Origin of the sequence: Streptococcus pseudopneumoniae (assembly GCF_001074565.1) — a bacterium.
Taxonomy (GTDB): Bacteria; Bacillota; Bacilli; order Lactobacillales; family Streptococcaceae; genus Streptococcus; species Streptococcus pseudopneumoniae_J.
This window is the reverse complement of the sequence record NZ_JUQX01000026.1, coordinates 61447-82197: the sequence shown is the minus strand read 5'-3', so window position 1 is coordinate 82197 and position 20751 is coordinate 61447. Positions and strand designations below refer to the sequence as shown.

The following is a 20751-nucleotide window of genomic DNA, read 5'->3' as shown; positions in this document are numbered from 1 at the left end:
GCCTAGTCTATAAACGTTTTATCCAGCAAGACTTGAGCTCTCTGATATTCAGAGAGCTTTTTTACTTTTGTCACCCTACCTCGATATACTCAAGTATTATCTTCGGTTACGGTTCCTAGCACTGTAAGGTAAAATAAACCAGATCATCTCCCTTCGGGGAGATTTTTTTGTTTCACTAGGATTTTAGCCCGGGCTCAAATCAGCTCTCTAATTTTAGAGGGCTTTTTTATTGAGGTTTTATTGGTCATAATTTTGGAGACTACAAAAACAGAAACTCTCACACAAGAAGAACGAAAATGGTTTTATCGGTCACAATTTTGGAGACTACAAAAACTATCCGATTGGAAGGAAGAAACTGATGGGCGTTTTATCGATCACAATTTTGGAGACTACAAAAACCTGCCTAAGGGGACCAAGCTTGAGACATTGTTTTATCGATCACAATTTTGGAGACTACAAAAACAGTAAAACTAATACATCCATCATAATAGTAGTTTTATCGATCACAATTTTGGAGACTACAAAAACAGGCGACTGCTACCAATGGTGTCTATGTGGGTTTTATCGATCACAATTTTGGAGACTACAAAAACTGCCAGCTTGTTTGTAACGATGAGCCAATTGTTTTATCGATCACAATTTTGGAGACTACAAAAACCTCAAATGGTATCAGCTAATGACACCATGAAGGTGCGCAGTTACTCGGCTTTTCAAGCCGAGTAACTGTCTGCAAGCCCCCTCGGAGAGCCCACACTTTACGAAGTAAAGTATAGTATGTTATACTTTACATGGAAGTAGTCACCGAATTCCAGTTAGAAATTACTTTGTAACTACGTTTTGAGGAGGAGTAAAATGCTTTCCTACGTTCGACATTACCCACTAGCGATAGCTAAATTAATGTGTCTGTGCTCTCCTAAAATCTGCTGATTTATTACTAACTAATACAGGAGGTTTTTATGGGACAGACAATCATATCTGCTATTGGTGTTTATATTTCCACCAGTATCGATTATTTAATTATTTTAATTATTTTATTTGCACAGCTATCACAGAATAAACAGAAATGGCATATTTATGCGGGGCAATATCTAGGAACAGGCTTACTTGTAGGGACGAGTTTAGTTGCTGCTTATGTCGTTAATTTCGTGCCTGAAGAATGGATGGTTGGATTGCTTGGTTTAATCCCTATCTATTTAGGGATTCGCTTTGCAATTGTTGGAGAAGGTGAGGAAGAAGAGGAAGAAATTATTGAAAGATTAGAACAAAGCAAGGCAAATCAACTGTTTTGGACAGTTACATTGCTGACAATTGCGTCTGGCGGAGATAATTTAGGTATCTATATACCTTATTTTGCTTCGTTAGATTGGTCACAGACCCTCGTGGCGTTGCTTGTGTTTGTAATCGGCATAATTATCTTTTGCGAGATTAGTCGGATGTTATCCTCTATTCCGTTAATATTCGAGACAATTGAAAAATACGAGCGAATCATTGTGCCCATAGTATTCATTCTACTTGGACTATACATCATGTATGAAAATGGCACGATAGAGACTTTTCTGATCGTGTAGATTTTTTTGTTTCACTAGGATTTTAGCCCGGGCTCAAATCAACTCTCTAATTTTAGAGGGCTTTTTATGTTGTCACTTTACCTCGATATACCCAAGTATAATCTTCGGTTACGATTATTAGCACTGTAAGACCAACTATATTTATTTTTCTCATCTTGTTCCATTGTTGAAAATATGGTATACTTTTTATGAGAATTTTCTAAATTTTTAAGATTCTATCAAAGGAGGATTGCATGCTTTCCAAATTTTCTGGAAGCCGACAAGATTTGCAATTTGTGTTGTTTTTGGGTATTTTGCTAAGTGTTTTAGGAATTTCACTTTTTCTAGCTGTTTCTATGGGGTCCGTTGCGATTGATCTAGGAGATACCTATCGGATTATTTTGAGCAGGTTAGGATTTCCTCTTGAGATAGGAGAGGTTTCCAAGTCTACTCTTGCCATTGTATGGAACATGAGATTCCCCCGAGTATTGTTAGGTCTGATAGTAGGGGCTGGTCTCTCTATGTGTGGTAGTGTGATGCAGTCCACAGTGAACAACCCCATCGCTGAGCCTTATGTCTTAGGAATTTCTGCGGGTGCAACTCTAGGGGCAACCTTAAGCATCATTCTTGGTTTAAAATTGGTGATTAGCCTTGGAGCTTTCCTTGGAGCTATTTTGGCAACAATCGCTGTCCTCATCATTGCCTCTATGCAGGGCAGGATGACGACTTCTAGTCTGATCTTATCAGGAACGGTGGTCAATGCTCTCTTTCTAGCATTTTCCAACTTTATTATCTCTGTTGGCGCTAATGCGGACAGTGTGATGACTATTAAGTTTTGGACCATGGGTTCGCTTGCTGGGACTACTTGGTCTGACTTAGTCCTGCCAACTATAGTAGTAGGATTGGACTTTCTATTTTTCGCTACCCAGTATCGTGTTTTCAATGCGATGATGATGGGAGATGAGGCTGCTTTAACTTTGGGAATTCCCTTACGCTTCTATTGGTATCTTTACGTGACCGTGGTGGCTGTGCTGACAGCTGTCTTAGTGGCAACTTGTGGGATTATTGGATTTGTCGGTCTGATTACTCCTCACTTAGCTCGAGGGTTAGTAGGAACGAATTACAGGAGGCTTTTTCCCATTGCAACCTTGCTGGGTGCCCTCTTTGTCATCTGGGCAGATGTACTCTCTCGTATCATCATTCCAAACGCAGAGCTGCCTATTGGTATTTTCACAGCCTTAGTAGGTGCTCCCTTCTTTATCTACATTGTAGGAGGTAGGCGAAGGGAGGTGAGGGCCTGATATGGACTTGATTTGTCAGGATGTTCACTTTGGATTAGGAGAGAAAAAATCCTCAAAGGAGTTTCTCTTAAGGTTGAGGGGCATCAATTTCATACGATATTAGGGCCAAATGGAAGTGGAAAAACCAGCTTGCTTAAACTCCTCTATCGTCAGGAAAAGGCGGACAAAGGTTTGATAAGCCTAGATGGAAAGCCACTGGAGCATTGGTCACTCAAAGAAACAGCCAAGCAAATGGCAGTTGTCACCCAGTTTAATCAATTGCAGTTTGATTGTACAGTTGAGGAAATCGTCTTGCTGGGAAGAACTCCCCACCTCTCTTTTTTACAGAAGGAAAAGGAAAGAGATTATGCCCTCGTTCAAGATGCTCTCGTCAAGGTGGATATGCTTGAGAAGAAAACTCGTCTCTATTCGTCTCTGTCAGGGGGGAGAAACAACGAGTCTTATTAGCCCGCGCCTTAGCGCAAGAACCGACTCTCTTGCTCCTGGACGAACCAACCAATCACCTGGATATCAAGTACCAGTTAGACTTGTTGGCCATTGTGAAGAATCTTAAGGTCAATGTTTTAGCTGTATTGCATGATATTCAACTTGCTTGTCGCTATTCGGATTATCTCTATCTGATGAAAGAGGGAGAAATCCTTTACCAAGGGACTCCAAAGGAGACCATCACCCCTGAGTCATTGCAAACTGTATATGGAGTTCAAAGTCAGGTGACTTGGACTGAGGATCAGCAAGCCATGATTCACTATTTATAAAAATGAAAAGGAAAACAAAATGAAAAAAACACTAAGCATTTTACTCGTAACAGTAGCTACCCTAACCATGGCAGCTTGTGGCAATACTACTACAGAAAAAACTACCACACAGTCTAGCACAGAAACAAGTCAAAAAGCCAGCACAGAGACGACTTATCCACTAACGGTCAAAACCTATGACGCTAAAGGGAATGAAGTCGAACAAGTCTTTGACAAGGCACCTGAAAAAGTTATCACCAACAATCTGTCAACCACTGAAATCTTATTGGAGTTAGGCTTGAAGGATAAAATTGCTGGCATGCTCAACCCGGACAATGCTGTAACAGACAAATACAAAGACGCGATTGCGACGATTCCTCAAATTGGCGATAAAAAAACAGTTTCACAAGAGACAGTCCTTTCTTATGAGCCGGACGCAGTAATGGGTCGAAATATGATGTTTTCTGAAAAATCCTTGGGGACAGTTAGCACTTGGAATGAAAACAAAATCCCAGTCTATACGCAAAAAGCTTCTCTCTCAACGATTCAGCAAGATTTAGGGAATATTGTAGAAGATGTCAAAAATCTTGGAATGATTTTTAATGTGCAGGACAAGGCTAATGAATACGCAGCCCAATTACAAGCTAAAATTGACGCTGTTAAGAAAGCAAATTCAACAAGCCAAGGTGAAAAGAAAAAGGCTTTGATTATGGTTGCTTATAATGACGAAACCTTCGGTGCTTACAAGTCTGCTTTGCAAGAGAGCTTGTTGAATCAACTTGGTTATACCAACGTTGCAACGGGAACATCAGGCTTGACCTTGGAAAATCTCGTGTCAATGGATCCTGAGTTGATTATCTATGTAACCAGCGACCGCAATAAAAAATTGGATGCCACAGCTGTAGAGTTGATGAAGGCAAATGAAGTTTTGGAAAACGTTCCTGCAATTAAGAATCAAAAAATCATGACCATTTCTTACGATGAGTTGATGGATTATGGTCCAGCAGTGATTGATTCCCTTGAGAAAATCAATGATTTTATCAATAAATAATGAGTTTGATTGGGAAGGGATCCAAGTCAAGGTCAGCCTTCCTTCGATCTATGATCCCAATCAAACCTATCCAGTTATTCTCTTGAATGATGGAAACTTGGATTTCCTATCCTCCCTTTCAGAATCTGTGATTTTAGTGGGTTTGACTTCTGAAAATCGCCTAGATGACTACACTCCATGGAAGGCATCTGCTCTGAGAGATGGAGCTCCAGATTTTGGTGGTCAGGCAAATGCCTATCATGATCTTTTATTTGGAGGTCTTTTAGACAAGTTGCAGTCGCTTTATCGCTTGGATAAAAATCGCCTTGCTTATGGAGGTTACTCACTAGGTGGTTTGGTGGCAGTATACAGTCTTTTCCATTTTGATAAGGTCTCCTGTATCTTCTCTATCTGCGGTTCCTTTTGGTATCCTGATTTTGTGGCTTACTGCAAGGAAGAAAAGGTGAAAAATTTGGACTGTTTACTGTATTTACAGAATGGTCAAACAGAAGGAGCCCATCATACCAATCGCTTGGCTCAAGCACCAACCTATGCTGAGCAGATCCATACCAGTCTTCAGAAACGTTATCCGACTGGTCAGTTTGTCTTTGATCCCTATGGGCATCATGAGCAAGTTGCTGAGCGATTTGTGGCTTTTTCTAACTGGTTGGCAAAGAAATGGGAGATTGAATAAAAGAAATATCCCTTGGTAAAAGCCAAGGGATAATTGTATTTTTTAACCAAGTTTCTCCCTCTTCTTATCTGGATTCCAGATAAAGCTTGCGATGAAGGTAAAGATAATCGTTAGGATACCAACAAGCACTGCAAGAATAAGGGCAGGGATGCGGACAAACCACCAGAGTGGATTTGGTTTTTTATCATTGTGCCATTGCTTGGTTTCTTCGTCCAAACGTTGGAATTCTGCTTGGATACGATCTGCAACCATTTCGATTCCTTCATCATTCATTTTCTTAATGTCTGAGATATCGATTGGATTTCCAAAGTTCATATCGACACGTTCACGGCTAATCAAGCCTTTCAAGGTCATGGGACCGGTGTAGGTAACCGGCATGATACGGACCTTAGCCATCTTGGCAATCAGAGCAACTCCGCCTTTGACATCTGTCGAGTGGCGACTACCACTAGGAAACATGATAAGGGAACGGTCACTTTTTTTGAGGACATTGATAGGGTATTTGATAGCAGAGGCGCTAGGATTTTCCCGGTCGATAGGAAAGGCCCCACACATACGGATCCACCAGCCAAAGATGCGGTTGTTAAACAGCTCTTTTTTGGCCATAAAGATGAATTGTTTTGGTTTGGTCGCAAAAGCCATGTAAACTGGATCCCACCAAGTCCGATGAGGTGCTACGAGGATATAGTTTTCATCTTTACTAGGGATTTTATCAGTATTGTGGTAGTGGGCATTGCCATTGATGGACCACAAGATCAGCATGACTAGTCCACGCAAATAAGTATAAAACATGAGATCTCCTTCGATTGTCTTGCTTTTATTATTATACCTTATCAAAAGACTACTGGCAAACTTTTTCAGTTATCAGTGGAGATGTTTTGGATAGGATTAGAATTCTGCTAGAAAAAATGATATGATAGAATTTATGGATAAAAATAAGATAATGGGATTAACCCAAAGAGAAGTCAAGGATAGACAGGTTCAAGGTTTGGTTAATGACTTTACCGCGTCGGCCAGTACCAGTACTTGGCAAATCTTCAAACGAAATGTTTTTACACTTTTTAACGCGTTGAACTTTGCCATTGCCTTGGCGCTAGCTTTTGTGCAGGCTTGGAGCAATTTGGTCTTCTTTGCTGTTATCTGCTTTAACGCTTTTTCTGGGATTGTGACCGAGCTACGGGCCAAACACATGGTGGACAAGCTTAATCTCATGACCAAGGAAAAGGTCAAGACTATTCGTGATGGTCAGGAAGTTGCTCTTAATCCAGAAGAATTGGTGCTAGGAGATATCATTCGTCTGTCTGCTGGAGAGCAGATTCCCAGTGATGCCTTGGTTTTGGAAGGCTTTGCGGAAGTCAATGAAGCCATGTTAACGGGAGAAAGTGATTTGGTGCAAAAGGAAGTTGACGCCTTGCTTTTGTCAGGAAGTTTCCTAGCCAGTGGGTCAGTTTTAGCTCAAGTCCACCATGTCGGTGCAGACAACTATGCTGCCAAACTCATGCTGGAAGCTAAGACCGTTAAACCAATCAACTCCCGTATCATGAAATCGCTGGACAAGCTAGCTGGTTTTACTGGGAAGATTATCATTCCCTTTGGTCTGGCTCTCTTGCTAGAAGCCTTGCTGTTAAAAGGCCTGCCTCTCAAGTCATCCGTTGTAAATTCGTCGACAGCCCTTCTGGGGATGTTGCCCAAGGGAATTGCCCTTTTGACAATCACTTCGCTCTTGACTGCAGTGATTAAGTTGGGCTTGAAAAAGGTCTTGGTGCAGGAGATGTACTCTGTTGAGACCTTGGCGCGCGTGGATATGCTCTGTCTGGATAAGACGGGTACCATCACCCAAGGAAAGATGCAGGTGGAAGCTGTCCTTCCGCTGACGGAAACTTATGGTGATGAGGCTATTTCCAGCATCCTGACTAGCTACATAGCCCATAGTGAAGATAAAAATCCAACTGCCCAAGCTATTCGCCAGCGTTTCCAAGGACAGGTTGCCTATCCTATGATCTCTAATCTGCCTTTCTCCAGCGACCGCAAGTGGGGAGCTATGGAATTGGAAGATTTGGGGACAGTTTTCTTAGGTGCACCTGAGATGTTGCTGGACTATGAAGTCCTAGAAGCCAGAGAGGCCTTGGAGAGAGGTTCACGTGTCTTGGTCTTAGCCCTCAGTCAGGAAAAATTAGACCACCACAAACCACAGAAACCATCTGATATTCAGGCTCTAGCCTTGCTAGAAATCTTAGACCCTATTCGAGAAGGAGCAGCAGAGACGCTGGACTACCTCCGTTCTCAGGAAGTGGGCCTCAAGATTATCTCTGGTGATAATCCGGTCACTGTGTCCAGCATTGCCCAGAAGGCTGGTTTTGCAGACTACCATAGCTATGTAGACTGTTCAAAAATCACGGATGAGGAATTGATGGCCATGGCTGAGGAGACTGCGATTTTCGGACGTGTTTCTCCTCATCAAAAGAAACTACTGATCCAAACCCTGAAAAAAGCGGGTCATACAACAGCTATGACAGGGGATGGTGTCAATGATATCCTAGCTCTCCGCGAAGCAGATTGTTCTATCGTTATGGCTGAAGGAGATCCTGCGACTCGTCAGATTGCCAATCTAGTTCTCTTGAACTCAGACTTTAATGATGTTCCTGAGATTCTCTTTGAAGGTCGTCGCGTGGTCAATAACATTGCCCACATTGCACCGATTTTCTTGATAAAGACCATTTATTCCTTCTTGCTAGCAGTCATCTGTATTGCCAGTGCTCTACTAGGTCGGTCTGAGTGGATTTTGATTTTCCCTTTCATTCCGATTCAGATTACCATGATCGACCAGTTCGTGGAAGGTTTTCCGCCATTTGTCTTGACTTTTGAGCGAAATATCAAACCTGTTGAGCCAAATTTCCTCAGAAGATCCATGCTTCGTGCCCTACCAAGTGCACTTATGGTCGTCTTCAGCGTTCTTTTTGTCAAAATCTTTGGGGCTAGCCAAGGTTGGTCAGAGTTAGAAATCTCAACCCTCCTCTACTATCTCCTTGGGTCTATCGGTTTCTTATCCGTATTTAGAGCCTGCATGCCATTTACCCTCTGGCGTGTCCTCTTGATTGTTTGGTCAGTAGGAGGCTTCCTAGCTACAGCTCTTTACCCAAGAATTCAGAAACTGCTTGAAATTTCGACACTTACAGGACAAACATTCCCTGTTTACCTTGTCATGATGGCTGTCTTTACTGTGATATTTATCTTAACCAGTCGTTATCAAGCTAGAAAATAAAGAAAGGCTGCAATCTGTGGATTGCGGTCTTTTTAGGTGCAAGATTGCTAGCTGAAATGTGGTATAATAAAAGGTAATAGAGTTTTGGAAAGCGAGAGAAGATGATTTCAAAGAGATTAGAATTGGTGGCGTCCTTTGTGCCACAGGGGGCCATTTTACTAGATGTGGGGAGTGACCATGCTTATCTGCCTATCGAGTTGGTCGAGAGAGGCCAAATTGAAGCTGCCATTGCAGGCGAAGTGGTGGTTGGTCCCTACCAATCTGCTGTAAAAAATGTTGAGGCTCACGGTCTAAAGGAGAAAATCCAAGTCCGTTTAGCCAATGGCTTGGCGGCTTTTGAAGAGGAAGACCAAGTGTCGATTATCACCATTGCTGGTATGGGAGGGCGTTTGATTGCGACCATATTAGAAGAAGGATTGGATAAACTAGCGAGTGTAGAACGTTTAATCCTCCAGCCCAATAATCGTGAAGATGACTTGCGTCTCTGGTTACAAGAGAACGGTTTCCAGATTATAGCAGAAGGCATTCTAGAAGAAGCTGGCAAGTTTTATGAAATTCTAGTGGTGGAAGCGGGACAAATGGAGCTATCAGCTAGTGATGTTCGCTTTGGACCTTTCTTGTCCAAGGAAGTCAGCCCAGTTTTCGTTCAAAAGTGGCAAAAAGAAGCTGCTAAGTTAGAGGTTGCTCTTGACCAAATCCCAGAAAAAAATCTGGAGGAACGTCAAGTTCTAGCTCATAAAATTCAAGCCATCAAGGAGGTGCTCCATGTTAGCAAGTGAAGTGATTAAACGTTATGAAGATTTTTGTCCTCAGGAATTTTCCATGGAGGGAGACAGTCGTGGCCTGCAAATCGGTACTCTAGACAAGGATATCCAAAAAGTCATGGTTGCTCTGGATATTCGTGAAGAGACGGTGGCTGAAGCCATTGAAAAGGGTGTGGACTTGATTATCGTTAAGCACGCGCCGATTTTCCGTCCCATCAAGGATTTGGTCTCTAGTAGTCCGCAAAATCAGATTTACATTGATTTGATTAAGCATGATATCGCAGTTTATGTCAGTCACACCAATATTGACATTGTCGAGAATGGTCTCAATGACTGGTTCTGTCAGATGCTAGGTATTGAGGAGACGACTTATCTTCAGGAAACAGGCCCAGAACGTGGGATTGGGCGGATTGGGAATATTCAGCCTCAGCCTTTTGGGGTATTGGCCCAGCATGTCAAGCAAGTCTTTGATCTTGATAGTCTTCGCATGGTGCATTACCAAGAGAGTGATTTGCAGAAGCCTATTTCAAGAGTTGCCATTTGCGGTGGTAGTGGTCAGTCTTTCTATCCTGATGCTTTGGCAAAGGGGGCGGATGTCTATATTACTGGTGATATCTACTACCATACAGCACAGGATATGCTGTCTGATGGCTTGTTGGCGCTGGACCCGGGACACTATATCGAAATTCTTTTTGTCGAAAAAATTGCTGACCTCCTTAATCAATGGAAGGCAGAAAAGGATTGGTCCATTGATATCATACCTAGTCAAGCATCGACCAATCCTTTCCACCATATCTAGTTAGAAAGTGAAGACAATGAAAAAAGTTGCCATTATTGGAGCAGGGATTGTAGGGGCAACTGCTGCCTACTACCTCGCCAAAGAAGCAGATTTAGAGGTGACCGTTTTTGACCATGGACAGGGTCAGGCTACCAAGGCAGCAGCAGGAATTATCAGTCCTTGGTTTTCCAAACGCCGAAACAAGGCCTGGTACAAGATGGCACGCTTGGGAGCTGACTTTTACGAGGAACTGTTGGCTGATTTAGAAAAGTCTGGTCAGGAAATCGACTTTTACCAACGTTCGGGAGTTTTTCTCTTGAAAAAGGATGAATCCAAGCTTGAAGAACTCTATCAACTAGCCCTCCAGCGCAGAGAAGAGTCTCCCTTGATAGGCCAGTTAGCCATTTTAGACCAAGCGTCTGCAAATGAATTATTCCCTTGCTTGCAGGGATTTGACCGCGTGCTCTATGCTTCTGGTGGGGCGAGAGTAGATGGCCACCTCTTAGTGACTCGTCTGCTAGAAGCTAGTCAAGTCAAGTTGGTCAAAGAAAAAGTGAGTCTGACACCTTTAGCATCAGGTTACCAGATTGGTGAAGAGGTGTTTGAACGGGTTGTTTTAGCGACGGGAGCTTGGTTGGGGGACATTTTGAAACCTTTAGGATATGTGGTAGATGTTCGTCCCCAAAAGGGACAACTACGAGATTATCAATTTACCAAAGATATGAAATCTTACCCGGTTGTCATGCCAGAAGGGGAGTGGGATTTGATTCCTTTTGCAGGTGGGAAATTGTCCCTAGGAGCTACCCATGAAAATGATATGGGATTTGACTTGACGGTAGATGAAACCTTGCTCCAACAAATGGAGGAAGCAGCCTTGCCATACTACCCAGCCTTGGCTGAAGCTACTATAAGAGGTGAGCGAGTAGGAATCCGTGCCTATACCAGTGATTTTTCTCCATTTTTTGGGCAAGTCCCAGGCTTAGCAGGTGTCTATGCAGCTAGTGGACTAGGGTCATCAGGTTTGACAACGGGCCCTATCATTGGTTACCATCTAGCCCAATTGGTTCAAGATAAGGAGTTGACCTTGGACCCAGTAAACTATCCAATTGGAAACTATGTCAAACGAGTAAAAAGCGAATAAGATTTTACTGAAATTTTAGCAGGTAGTTTAGGATGTCAAATGACATTCCCTATCAAAAATGATAAAATAAGAAAAAATAATCCGAGAATCGAGGAAGAAAGATGCAAGAAAAGATTTTGGTAACTGGTGGTGCTGGTTTTATCGGAACACACACTGTTATTGAGTTGATCCAAGCAGGTCATCAAGTGGTTGTGGTGGATAATCTTGTCAACAGCAATCGTAAGAGTTTAGAAGTTGTTGAAAAAATTACAGGAGTTGAGATTCCTTTCTATGAGGCAGATATCCGTGACACAGATACCCTCAGAGATATTTTCAAGCAGGAAGAGCCGACTGGCGTCATTCACTTTGCTGGTTTGAAGGCTGTTGGTGAATCAACACGTATCCCTCTTGCCTACTATGACAATAATATCGCTGGAACTGTCAGCCTTTTGAAAGCCATGGAAGAAAACAACTGTAAGAACATCATCTTCAGTTCTTCTGCGACAGTTTACGGAGATCCTCATACAGTGCCAATCCTAGAAGATTTCCCACTTTCAGTGACCAATCCATACGGTCGTACTAAGCTCATGCTAGAGGAAATTTTGACGGATATCTACAAGGCAGACTCAGAATGGAATGTGGTCTTGCTTCGTTACTTTAATCCAATCGGAGCGCATGAAAGTGGAGACTTGGGAGAAAATCCAAACGGTATTCCAAACAACCTCTTGCCTTATGTTGCGCAAGTAGCAGTTGGTAAACTAGAGCAAGTGCAAGTGTTTGGAGATGATTACGATACGGAAGATGGGACTGGTGTTCGTGACTATATCCACGTTGTAGATCTAGCCAAAGGTCACGTTGCAGCTTTGAAAAAACTTCAAAAAGGTTCAGGTCTTAATGTTTATAACCTTGGAACAGGTAAAGGTTACTCAGTTCTTGAAATTATCCAAAATATGGAAAAAGCAGTGGGACGTCCTATTCCTTACCGCATCGTAGAACGCCGCCCAGGTGATATCGCTGCCTGCTACTCAGACCCTGCAAAAGCCAAAGCTGAACTGGGCTGGGAAGCAGAACTCAGCATCACCCAAATGTGTGAAGACGCATGGCGTTGGCAAAGCAAGCATCCAAATGGATTTGAAGACTAAGATGATGATTTCAATCATTGTCCCATGTTTAAACGAAGAGGAAGTACTTCCTCTTTTTTATCAGTCTGTTGAAGCACTGCTTCCAGAATTGGGAGCAGAGATCGAGTATGTCTTTGTGGATGACGGGTCTAGCGATGGAACCTTAGACTTGCTAAAGGCCTATCGGATGCAAAATCCTGCGGTACATTACATTTCTTTCTCGCGAAATTTTGGGAAAGAAGCAGCTCTGTATGCAGGTTTGCAGCATGCAACTGGAGACTTGGTGGTTGTGATGGATGCAGACCTCCAGGATCCTCCTAGTATGTTGCTCGAAATGAAGGCCTTACTAGACCAGAATGCAGACTTAGACTGTGTTGGGACACGGAGAACTAGTCGGGAGGGAGAACCCTTCCTTCGTAGCTTCTGTGCCGATCTCTTTTACCGCCTCATGCAAAAAATCAGCCCCGTAGCTCTGCCCTCGGGTGTCCGTGATTTTCGGATGATGAGAAGGTCTGTGGTGGATGCTATTTTAGCCTTGACCGAATCCAATCGTTTTTCTAAGGGTCTCTTTGCCTGGGTTGGTTTTCGAACGCACTATCTTGATTATCCAAATGTTGAAAGACAGGCTGGCGAAACCAGTTGGAGTTTTAGGCAGCTCTTTTTCTACTCGATTGAAGGGATTCTCAACTTTTCAGATTTTCCCTTGAGTATAGCTTTTGTAGCGGGGCTCCTATCTTGTTTTATTTCTTTTATGATGACTGTTTTTGTGGTATTTCGGACCCTTATCTTGGGGAATCCGACATCTGGCTGGACCTCTCTGATGGCTGTTATTCTCTTTCTTGGAGGAATTCAACTCCTGACCATAGGGATTCTAGGCAAGTATATCAGTAAGATTTATCTAGAGACCAAAAAAAGACCACTCTATCTGGTCAAAGAAAAAAGTGACCTTTCTATTTTTGAAGGAAAAAATAGCCGGAAAAGACTATAATTTTACCTAGAAATATGCTAAACTAGTAGATGAAGGGATTAAAGTGATAAAAAGAATCTACAATATCAATCTCCCTTTTAAACTATGACGGATCTTTTAGAAGTGCACGTGTAGGACAATTTTTGATGGCCTCCAGAACATCGCTGGTCTCAGTGATTTCTCTTTGTAATTCAACTGGATCATCATAAAAGCGAACGATTCCATTATCGTGATAATCAAAGAGTTCAGAATAGGTTTGGCAAAGCCCACAGGCGATGCATCGTTCAGGTATAAGTGTGAGTTTCATATTTATATTGTAATAAGAAAGTTTAAAAAATACAAGGAGTAAGGTATGGAAAAAGAACCATGGCAAGAAGATATTTATGAAAACAATGAGGAAGAATCAAGATCGGAACGTCGTCACCGTAAACAAAAGGGAAAAGGTGTTGTTGCCAATCGTGTCTTGACAGTTCTAGCTAGCCTCTTCTTTGTAATCGTTGTAGCAATGGTTGTCGTATTGATTTACCTTTCTACTGGAGGAAGCAACCGCACGGCTGCCTTGAAGGATTTTTATGATCCTTCAGCACCTGCTAGCAGTTCCACTTCAAAAGTGGAAGAGTCTTCCTCTTCAAGCAGCAAAGTAGAAGAAACAGCTTCTTCTGAATCAACTCCTTCAGAAAGTAGTTCTGAAGAACACACAGATGGAGAAGGAACGCTTACTGTGCAACCTGGAGAAGGAGAAGCAGCTCTCGCTCAGCGTGCAGGGATTTCCATTGCCCAGCTAGAAGCTCTGAATCCTTCTCATATGTCATCTGGATCTTGGTTTGCCAATCCAGGTGATGTGATCAAGACAAGATAGGAGTCGGGAATGAAGACAATTCAAATTGCTATTGATGGTCCAGCTTCCAGTGGTAAGAGTACGGTCGCAAAGATTATTGCTAAGGATTTTGGTTACACTTATCTCGATACAGGTGCCATGTATCGTGCTGCGACTTATATAGCACTCAAGCACCAGTTGGATGCAGGAAAAGTAGAGCAACTTTTGGAATTGCTTGATCAACATCCCATTAGTTTTGGACGTTCAGAAACAGGTGATCAACTTGTTTTTGTAGGGGATGTGGATATCACTCATCCTATTCGTGAAAATGAAGTGACCAACCAGGTTTCAAGCATTGCGGCTATTCCAGAAGTGCGTGAGAAACTGGTCTCTCTCCAACAGAAGATTGCTCAGCAAGGTGGCACCGTGATGGATGGGCGTGATATCGGGACAGTTGTTTTACCACAAGCTGAACTTAAGATTTTCCTAGTAGCTTCTGTTGAAGAAAGAGCAGAGCGTCGTTATAAGGAAAATATTGCTAAAGGGATTGAAACAGACCTTGAAACGCTGAAAGAAGAGATTGCGGCGCGTGACTACAAGGATAGTCATCGTGAAACCTCACCTCTCAAACAGGCTGAGGATGCAGTTTACCTTGACACAACTGGACTAAGTATCCAAGAAGTAGTCGAAAGAATTGAATCAGAAGCAAAAAAATATATGTCCTAGGGACGAGAGGAGCAGGCTAAATGAAGCCTGCTCCTTTTCTCTCTTTTGCGCGCGTTTCAAAACAGCCTTTTTGGGAGAATTTTGATAAAATAGTAGTATCAATAAAAAGGATGGAAGCATGACAAAGAAAATCGTAGCCATTTGGGCCCAAGATGAAACAGGTGTGATTGGTAAAGAAGACCGTCTTCCTTGGCATTTGCCAGCAGAATTACAACATTTTAAGGAAACAACTTTGAACCACGCCATCTTGATGGGACGAGTGACTTTTGATGGAATGGGGCGTCGTCTGCTTCCCAAACGCCAAACCTTGATTTTGACACGAAACAGTGACGAAGTCGTGGATGGTGCGCTAGTGTTTCAAGATGTGAAATCTGTTTTAGCTTGGTATCAGAGTCAGGAAAAAAATCTCTATATCATTGGTGGGAAACAGATTTTTCAGGCTTTTGAGCCCTATTTAGATGAAATCATCGTGACGCAGATTCATGCTCAGGTGGAGGGAGATACCTATTTCCCTGAGGAGTTTGACTTGTCTCGTTTTGAGACAGTAGCAAGAAAATCTTATGAGCGAGATGAGAAAAACGACTATGATTTTACCATCGAATACCGAGATAGAAAGGAAGTCTAATGGAGCGCAGTATATTTGGATTTTTTACAGCTTTTTTGTGTGTGATCTGTATTTTGACTGGAGCACAGGCTTTTCGTAAGAAGCGCTATGGACTGTCTGCCTTACTCTGGCTGAATGCTTTTACCAATCTGGTAAACAGTATTCATGCTTTTTACATGAACTTATTTTAGATAGAATGATAAATTAGAATGGAAGGAAATCATGCCTACAAATAGGAAAAATGATATGATGGTTTATTGCTCATTTTGTGGCAAAAGCCAAGAAGAAGTAAAGAAAATAATCGCTGGGAACAACGCTTTTATCTGTAATGAATGTGTGGAGTTGGCCCAGGAAATCATTCGGGAGGAGTTGGCTGAGGAAGTCTTGGCAGACTTGTCTGAAGTACCAAAACCAATCGAGCTCCTCAATATCTTGAACCACTATGTTATCGGTCAAGATCGTGCCAAACGTGCCTTGGCAGTAGCTGTATACAACCACTACAAACGCATCAATTTCCACGATACGCGTGAAGAGTCAGAAGATGTGGATTTGCAGAAGTCAAATATCTTGATGATTGGTCCAACTGGTTCAGGGAAAACTTTCTTGGCTCAGACTTTGGCTAAGAGCTTGAATGTACCTTTTGCTATTGCAGATGCGACAGCTCTTACTGAGGCTGGGTATGTGGGTGAGGACGTGGAAAATATCCTCCTCAAACTCTTGCAGGCCGCTGACTTTAACATCGAACGTGCAGAACGTGGGATTATCTACGTAGATGAAATTGACAAGATTGCCAAGAAGAGCGAGAACGTGTCTATCACACGTGACGTTTCTGGTGAAGGAGTGCAACAAGCCCTTCTTAAAATCATCGAAGGAACCGTAGCTAGTGTACCGCCTCAAGGTGGACGCAAACATCCACAACAAGAGATGATTCAGGTAGATACCAAGAATATCCTCTTCATCGTGGGTGGTGCTTTTGATGGCATTGAAGAGATCGTTAAACAACGTTTGGGTGAAAAAGTCATCGGTTTCGGACAAAATAACAAGGCGATTGATGAAAATAGCTCCTACATGCAAGAAATCATCGCGGAAGACATTCAAAAATTCGGTATTATTCCAGAGTTGATTGGACGCTTGCCTGTCTTTGCGGCTCTCGAGCAATTGACGGTCGATGACTTGGTTCGCATCCTGAAAGAACCAAGAAATGCCTTGGTCAAACAATACCAAACCTTGCTTTCTTATGACGATGTTGAGTTGGAATTTGACGATGAAGCCCTTCAAGAAATTGCCAATAAGGCCATCGAACGCAAAACGGGTGCGCGTGGTCTTCGCTCCATCATTGAAGAAACCATGCTGGATGTTATGTTTGAGGTACCGAGTCAGGAAAATGTGAAATTGGTCCGCATCACTAAAGAAGCTGTTGATGGAACGGATAAACCGATCCTAGAAACAGCCTAGAGGTGACTATGGAAATCAATACACATAATGCAGAAATCTTGCTCAGTGCGGCCAACAAGTCCCACTATCCGCAGGATGACCTGCCAGAGATTGCCCTTGCAGGGCGCTCCAATGTTGGGAAGTCCAGCTTTATCAACACCATGCTCAACCGCAAAAATCTTGCCCGTACATCAGGGAAACCTGGGAAGACCCAGCTCCTTAACTTTTTTAACATTGATGACAAGATGCGCTTTGTGGATGTGCCTGGGTATGGCTATGCCCGCGTTTCCAAAAAGGAACGTGAAAAGTGGGGCCGCATGATTGAGGAGTACCTGACAACTCGGGAAAATCTCCGTGCAGTGGTCAGTCTGGTTGACCTCCGTCATGACCCATCAGCAGATGATGTGCAGATGTACGAATTTCTCAAGTATTATGAAATTCCGGTCATCATCGTTGCAACTAAGGCAGATAAGATTCCTCGTGGTAAGTGGAACAAGCACGAATCTGCAATCAAAAAGAAATTAAACTTTGATCCAAGTGACGACTTCATCCTCTTTTCATCTGTCAGCAAGGCAGGGATGGATCAGGCTTGGGATGCAATATTAGAAAAATTGTGAGGGAAAGAAATGGCAAAAACAATTCATACAGACAAAGCTCCAAAAGCAATCGGACCCTATGTTCAAGGGAAAATCGTTGGCAATCTTTTGTTTGCAAGCGGTCAAGTTCCCCTATCTCCTGAAACTGGGGAGATTGTAGGAGAGACTATCCAGGAACAGACAGAACAAGTCTTGAAAAACATTGGTGCTATTTTGGCAGAAGCGGGAACGGACTTTGATCACGTTGTTAAAACAACTTGCTTCTTGAGCGATATGAACGACTTTGTTCCTTTTAATGAGGTTTACCAAACGGCCTTCAAAGAGGAGTTCCCAGCTCGTTCAGCTGTAGAGGTTGCACGTCTTCCTCGTGATGTGAAAGTCGAAATTGAAGTGATCGCAGAGATTGGATAAGCTAGTTGAAGTTTGGCTCTGCCAAACTTTTTTTGATATAAGGAGAGATAGATGACAAAAAAACAACTTCACCTAGTGATTGTGACAGGGATGAGTGGTGCAGGAAAAACCGTAGCCATTCAGTCCTTCGAGGATTTGGGGTATTTCACTATTGACAACATGCCGCCAGCCCTCTTGCCAAAGTTTTTACAGTTGGTCGAAACCAAAGATGATGACCACAAACTGGCCTTGGTAGTGGATATGCGTAGTCGTTCCTTCTTCTCGGAGATTCAAGCTGTTTTGGATGAATTGGAAAACCAGGATGAATTGGATTTCAAAATCCTCTTTTTGGATGCAAAAGATAAGGAATTGGTAGCCCGTTACAAGGAAACCAGACGGAGTCACCCTCTAGCAGCAGATGGTCGAATTTTAGATGGGATTAAGCTGGAACGTGAACTTTTGGCACCTTTGAAAAACATGAGCCAAAATGTGGTGGATACGACAGAACTTACCCCGCGTGAACTTCGTAAAACCATTGCTGAGCAATTTTCGGACCAAGAACAAACCCAGTCTTTCCGTATAGAGGTCATGTCTTTTGGATTTAAGTATGGTATTCCTATCGATGCGGACTTGGTATTTGATGTCCGTTTCTTGCCAAATCCATACTACCTCCCTGAACTCCGTAATCAGACAGGTGAGGATCAAGCAGTTTATGACTATGTAATGAATCATGAAGAGTCTGAAAGTTTCTATCAGCACTTGCTCGCCTTGATTGAGCCGATCTTGCCAAGTTACAAGAAAGAAGGTAAGTCTGTTTTGACCATTGCAGTGGGATGTACAGGTGGACAGCACCGTAGTGTGGCCTTTGCCAAACGAATCGCAGAGGACCTTGCTAAAAATTGGCCTGTCAATGAAAGCCATCGTGACAAAGATCGAAGAAAGGAAACGGTAAACCGTTCATGAGAAAACCTAAAATAACGGTGATTGGTGGAGGAACTGGTATCCCCGTCATTTTGAAAAGTTTGCGGGAAAAGGATGTTGATATCGCTGCCATCGTAACGGTAGCTGATGATGGTGGGTCTTCTGGTGAGCTAAGAAAGAATATCCAACAGCTGACACCACCAGGTGATCTTCGCAATGTTCTAGTAGCCATGTCGGATATGCCTAAGTTTTATGAGAAGGTTTTTCAGTACCGTTTCTCAGAAGAAGCTGGAGCTTTTGCGGGTCATCCCCTAGGGAATCTCATCATCGCAGGCCTTTCTGAAATGCAGGGATCTACTTATAATGCCATGCAGCTACTAAGTCTCTTTTTCCATACAACAGGAAAAATCTACCCCTCAAGTGACCACCCTTTGACGCTACATGCAGTCTTTAGAGACGGTTCTGAGGTGGCAGGTGAGAGCCACATTGCAGATCATCCAGGCATGATCGACCATGTTTATGTGACTAATACCTTGGATGATGAAATACCCCAAGCCAGCCGTCGAGTAGTCAATACTATTCTCGAGAGTGACATGATCGTCTTGGGGCCTGGTTCCCTCTTTACATCGATTTTACCCAATATCGTGATCGAAGAGATTGGACAAGCACTCTTGGAGACCAAGGCAGAGATAGCCTATGTCTGCAATATCATGACCCAGCGTGGGGAAACAGAACACTTTTCAGACAGTGACCATGTGGAAGTCCTCCATCGACACTTAGGTCGGCCTTTTATTGATACAGTCTTGGTCAATATTGAAAAGGTCCCTAGAGAATACATGGATACCAACCGTTTCGATGAATATTTGGTACAGGTGGAACATGATTTTGCTGGTCTCTGCAAGCAGGTGCCTCGTGTGATTTCTTCCAATTTCCTTCGTTTGGAAAATGGAGGAGCCTTCCATGATGGCGATTTGATTGTGGATGAGTTGATGCGGATTATACAGGTGAGAAAATGAGTTTCACAGTTGCAGTAAAAGAGGAAATTCTTGGTCAACACCATCTCAGTCGTTATGAACTATCGGCCATTATCAAGATGTCTGGCAGTATCGGTCTATCTAGTTCGGGCCTAACCTTGTCAGTCGTGACTGAAAATGCCAAGTTAGCTCGTCACCTTTATGAGTCCTTTCTCCATTTTTATGAGATTAAGTCTGAGATTCGACACCATCAGAGAAGCAATCTTCGTAAGAACCGTGTCTATACGGTCTATACCGATGAGAGGGTGCAGGAGCTTTTGGCTGATTTGCGGCTTGCGGATTCCTTCTTTGGTTTGGAGACAGGCATCGATCCTGATATTTTAGCAGATGAGGAAGCTGGACGGGCCTACCTATGTGGGGCTTTTCTGGCAAATGGCAGCATCCGAGATCCGGAGTCTGGTAAGTACCAGTTGGAGATTAGTTCCGTTTATCTAGACCATGCCCAAGGATTGGCCTCTCTCCTCCAGCAGTTTTTGCTGGACGCCAAGGTCATTGAGCGCAGGAAAGGTGCAGTTACTTATCTCCAACGGGCAGAAGACATCATGGATTTCTTGATTGTGATTGGGGCCATGCAGGCGCGTGATAATTTTGAGCGCGTCAAGATTTTGCGTGAAACCCGTAATGATCTCAATCGAGCCAATAACGCTGAAACAGCTAATATTGCTCGAACGGTTTCTGCTAGTATGAAGACTATCAACAATATCAGTAAAATCAAAGATCGAATGGGTTTGGAAAATTTACCAGTGGATTTGCAAGAGGTGGCTCGCTTGCGGATCCAGCACCCAGACTACTCTATCCAGCAGTTGGCGGATAGCCTGAGCAATCCCCTGACCAAGAGTGGTGTCAACCACAGACTCAGAAAGATAAATAAATTAGCGGAAGAACTATAAAACCACGAATCAGTTGATTCG

At 43.0% G+C, this 20751-nt stretch carries 21 protein-coding genes, 1 pseudogene and 1 CRISPR repeat array; of the genes and pseudogenes, 20 read left to right on the top strand and 2 right to left on the bottom strand.

From position 1 onward, the window contains the following. Positions 1 to 234 precede the first annotated feature (234 nt). Positions 235 to 658: direct repeats of the CRISPR family, unit length 35 nt; unit sequence GTTTTATCGATCACAATTTTGGAGACTACAAAAAC. Between the two features lie 298 nt (positions 659 to 956). The 5 genes and pseudogenes from ADI74_RS03645 (at position 957) to ADI74_RS03625 (ending at position 5306) form a co-directional block, all read left to right on the top strand. Continuing rightward, complete coding sequence (locus ADI74_RS03645; RefSeq protein ID WP_049537080.1) at positions 957 to 1568, top strand: CadD family cadmium resistance transporter; 612 nt, start codon at positions 957 to 959, stop codon at positions 1566 to 1568. A gap of 233 nt (positions 1569 to 1801) precedes the next feature. Further along, on the top strand, positions 1802 to 2848 hold the full coding sequence (locus ADI74_RS03640) for a FecCD family ABC transporter permease (protein WP_049537078.1): 1047 nt from the start codon (positions 1802 to 1804) through the stop codon (positions 2846 to 2848). Between the two features lies 1 nt (position 2849). Further along, positions 2850 to 3603: pseudogene (locus ADI74_RS03635) on the top strand (ABC transporter ATP-binding protein). A gap of 19 nt (positions 3604 to 3622) precedes the next feature. Beyond that, entirely contained in the window at positions 3623 to 4633 is a 1011-nt protein-coding gene (locus ADI74_RS03630; RefSeq protein ID WP_049537077.1) for an ABC transporter substrate-binding protein, read from the top strand. Further along, complete coding sequence (locus ADI74_RS03625; RefSeq protein ID WP_049537075.1) at positions 4614 to 5306, top strand: alpha/beta hydrolase; 693 nt, start codon at positions 4614 to 4616, stop codon at positions 5304 to 5306. The genes ADI74_RS03630 and ADI74_RS03625 overlap by 20 nt, the downstream gene beginning before the upstream one ends. A gap of 42 nt (positions 5307 to 5348) precedes the next feature. Here the strand turns inward: ADI74_RS03625 and ADI74_RS03620 are convergent, their stop codons facing one another. After that, a complete protein-coding gene (locus tag ADI74_RS03620; RefSeq protein ID WP_049537073.1) occupies positions 5349 to 6098 on the bottom strand; it encodes a lysophospholipid acyltransferase family protein in 750 nt (249 codons plus the stop codon). 133 nt (positions 6099 to 6231) lie between these two features. Between ADI74_RS03620 and ADI74_RS03615 the strand changes: the two genes are divergently transcribed. The 6 genes from ADI74_RS03615 to ADI74_RS03590 all read left to right on the top strand — a co-directional run bounded on the left by ADI74_RS03615 (position 6232) and on the right by ADI74_RS03590 (position 13339). Beyond that, complete coding sequence (locus ADI74_RS03615) at positions 6232 to 8568, top strand: cation-translocating P-type ATPase (protein WP_049537072.1); 2337 nt, start codon at positions 6232 to 6234, stop codon at positions 8566 to 8568. Between the two features lie 101 nt (positions 8569 to 8669). Next, complete coding sequence (locus tag ADI74_RS03610; RefSeq protein ID WP_049537071.1) at positions 8670 to 9347, top strand: tRNA (adenine(22)-N(1))-methyltransferase; 678 nt, start codon at positions 8670 to 8672, stop codon at positions 9345 to 9347. Continuing rightward, positions 9334 to 10131 (top strand): Nif3-like dinuclear metal center hexameric protein, encoded by a 798-nt coding sequence (locus tag ADI74_RS03605; protein WP_049537070.1) that lies wholly within the window; start codon positions 9334 to 9336, stop codon positions 10129 to 10131. The genes ADI74_RS03610 and ADI74_RS03605 overlap by 14 nt, the downstream gene beginning before the upstream one ends. A 16-nt stretch (positions 10132 to 10147) precedes the next feature. Continuing rightward, entirely contained in the window at positions 10148 to 11251 is a 1104-nt protein-coding gene (locus tag ADI74_RS03600) for an NAD(P)/FAD-dependent oxidoreductase (RefSeq protein WP_049537069.1), read from the top strand. A gap of 101 nt (positions 11252 to 11352) precedes the next feature. Beyond that, a complete protein-coding gene (galE, locus tag ADI74_RS03595) occupies positions 11353 to 12372 on the top strand; it encodes a UDP-glucose 4-epimerase GalE (protein WP_049537068.1) in 1020 nt (339 codons plus the stop codon). Next, a complete protein-coding gene (locus ADI74_RS03590; protein ID WP_192833026.1) occupies positions 12356 to 13339 on the top strand; it encodes a glycosyltransferase family 2 protein in 984 nt (327 codons plus the stop codon). The genes galE and ADI74_RS03590 overlap by 17 nt, the downstream gene beginning before the upstream one ends. Before the next feature lie 82 nt (positions 13340 to 13421). Here ADI74_RS03590 and ADI74_RS10740 read toward each other — a convergent pair whose 3' ends face one another. Further along, entirely contained in the window at positions 13422 to 13625 is a 204-nt protein-coding gene (locus ADI74_RS10740) for a ferredoxin (RefSeq protein ID WP_009755186.1), read from the bottom strand. A 45-nt stretch (positions 13626 to 13670) separates the two neighbouring features. Between ADI74_RS10740 and ADI74_RS03585 the strand changes: the two genes are divergently transcribed. The 9 genes from ADI74_RS03585 to whiA all read left to right on the top strand — a co-directional run bounded on the left by ADI74_RS03585 (position 13671) and on the right by whiA (position 20730). Next, positions 13671 to 14177 carry an SAG1386/EF1546 family surface-associated protein gene (locus tag ADI74_RS03585; RefSeq protein ID WP_049537066.1) on the top strand — a complete coding sequence of 169 codons (507 nt, stop codon included), beginning with the start codon at positions 13671 to 13673 and terminating at the stop codon, positions 14175 to 14177. A 9-nt stretch (positions 14178 to 14186) separates the two neighbouring features. After that, positions 14187 to 14861, top strand: a complete 675-nt coding sequence (gene cmk / locus ADI74_RS03580; protein WP_049537065.1) for a (d)CMP kinase — start codon at positions 14187 to 14189, stop codon at positions 14859 to 14861. Between the two features lie 118 nt (positions 14862 to 14979). Then, positions 14980 to 15486, top strand: coding sequence for a dihydrofolate reductase (locus tag ADI74_RS03575; RefSeq protein ID WP_049537063.1), 507 nt, complete (start codon positions 14980 to 14982; stop codon positions 15484 to 15486). Between the two features lie 201 nt (positions 15487 to 15687). Beyond that, positions 15688 to 16920, top strand: a complete 1233-nt coding sequence (gene clpX / locus ADI74_RS03565) for an ATP-dependent Clp protease ATP-binding subunit ClpX (protein WP_004240351.1) — start codon at positions 15688 to 15690, stop codon at positions 16918 to 16920. 8 nt (positions 16921 to 16928) lie between these two features. Further along, entirely contained in the window at positions 16929 to 17516 is a 588-nt protein-coding gene (gene yihA / locus ADI74_RS03560) for a ribosome biogenesis GTP-binding protein YihA/YsxC (protein ID WP_000405196.1), read from the top strand. A 9-nt stretch (positions 17517 to 17525) separates the two neighbouring features. Next, positions 17526 to 17906, top strand: coding sequence for a RidA family protein (locus ADI74_RS03555; RefSeq protein WP_001140420.1), 381 nt, complete (start codon positions 17526 to 17528; stop codon positions 17904 to 17906). Between the two features lie 51 nt (positions 17907 to 17957). Beyond that, a complete protein-coding gene (gene rapZ, locus ADI74_RS03550; protein WP_000163048.1) occupies positions 17958 to 18848 on the top strand; it encodes an RNase adapter RapZ in 891 nt (296 codons plus the stop codon). Beyond that, positions 18845 to 19822: a YvcK family protein gene (locus tag ADI74_RS03545; protein ID WP_049537062.1), complete on the top strand. Its 978-nt coding sequence runs from the start codon at positions 18845 to 18847 to the stop codon at positions 19820 to 19822. The genes rapZ and ADI74_RS03545 overlap by 4 nt, the downstream gene beginning before the upstream one ends. Next, positions 19819 to 20730 (top strand): DNA-binding protein WhiA, encoded by a 912-nt coding sequence (gene whiA / locus ADI74_RS03540; protein ID WP_049537061.1) that lies wholly within the window; start codon positions 19819 to 19821, stop codon positions 20728 to 20730. The genes ADI74_RS03545 and whiA overlap by 4 nt, the downstream gene beginning before the upstream one ends. Positions 20731 to 20751: the final 21 nt, after the last annotated feature.

Coding starts and splice junctions, on each gene's coding strand:
- ADI74_RS03600 (WP_049537069.1), top strand. CDS start 10,148: ATGAAAAAAGTTGCCATTATTGGAGCAGGGATTGTAGGGGCAACTGCT.
- ADI74_RS03625 (WP_049537075.1), top strand. CDS start 4,614: ATGATTTTATCAATAAATAATGAGTTTGATTGGGAAGGGATCCAAGTC.
- ADI74_RS03575 (WP_049537063.1), top strand. CDS start 14,980: ATGACAAAGAAAATCGTAGCCATTTGGGCCCAAGATGAAACAGGTGTG.
- ADI74_RS10740 (WP_009755186.1), bottom strand. CDS start 13,625: ATGAAACTCACACTTATACCTGAACGATGCATCGCCTGTGGGCTTTGC.
- ADI74_RS03555 (WP_001140420.1), top strand. CDS start 17,526: ATGGCAAAAACAATTCATACAGACAAAGCTCCAAAAGCAATCGGACCC.
- ADI74_RS03605 (WP_049537070.1), top strand. CDS start 9,334: ATGTTAGCAAGTGAAGTGATTAAACGTTATGAAGATTTTTGTCCTCAG.
- ADI74_RS03615 (WP_049537072.1), top strand. CDS start 6,232: ATGGATAAAAATAAGATAATGGGATTAACCCAAAGAGAAGTCAAGGAT.
- clpX (WP_004240351.1), top strand. CDS start 15,688: ATGCCTACAAATAGGAAAAATGATATGATGGTTTATTGCTCATTTTGT.
- galE (WP_049537068.1), top strand. CDS start 11,353: ATGCAAGAAAAGATTTTGGTAACTGGTGGTGCTGGTTTTATCGGAACA.
- cmk (WP_049537065.1), top strand. CDS start 14,187: ATGAAGACAATTCAAATTGCTATTGATGGTCCAGCTTCCAGTGGTAAG.
- ADI74_RS03590 (WP_192833026.1), top strand. CDS start 12,356: ATGGATTTGAAGACTAAGATGATGATTTCAATCATTGTCCCATGTTTA.
- yihA (WP_000405196.1), top strand. CDS start 16,929: ATGGAAATCAATACACATAATGCAGAAATCTTGCTCAGTGCGGCCAAC.
- rapZ (WP_000163048.1), top strand. CDS start 17,958: ATGACAAAAAAACAACTTCACCTAGTGATTGTGACAGGGATGAGTGGT.
- ADI74_RS03630 (WP_049537077.1), top strand. CDS start 3,623: ATGAAAAAAACACTAAGCATTTTACTCGTAACAGTAGCTACCCTAACC.
- ADI74_RS03645 (WP_049537080.1), top strand. CDS start 957: ATGGGACAGACAATCATATCTGCTATTGGTGTTTATATTTCCACCAGT.
- ADI74_RS03545 (WP_049537062.1), top strand. CDS start 18,845: ATGAGAAAACCTAAAATAACGGTGATTGGTGGAGGAACTGGTATCCCC.
- ADI74_RS03610 (WP_049537071.1), top strand. CDS start 8,670: ATGATTTCAAAGAGATTAGAATTGGTGGCGTCCTTTGTGCCACAGGGG.
- ADI74_RS03585 (WP_049537066.1), top strand. CDS start 13,671: ATGGAAAAAGAACCATGGCAAGAAGATATTTATGAAAACAATGAGGAA.
- whiA (WP_049537061.1), top strand. CDS start 19,819: ATGAGTTTCACAGTTGCAGTAAAAGAGGAAATTCTTGGTCAACACCAT.
- ADI74_RS03640 (WP_049537078.1), top strand. CDS start 1,802: ATGCTTTCCAAATTTTCTGGAAGCCGACAAGATTTGCAATTTGTGTTG.
- ADI74_RS03620 (WP_049537073.1), bottom strand. CDS start 6,098: ATGTTTTATACTTATTTGCGTGGACTAGTCATGCTGATCTTGTGGTCC.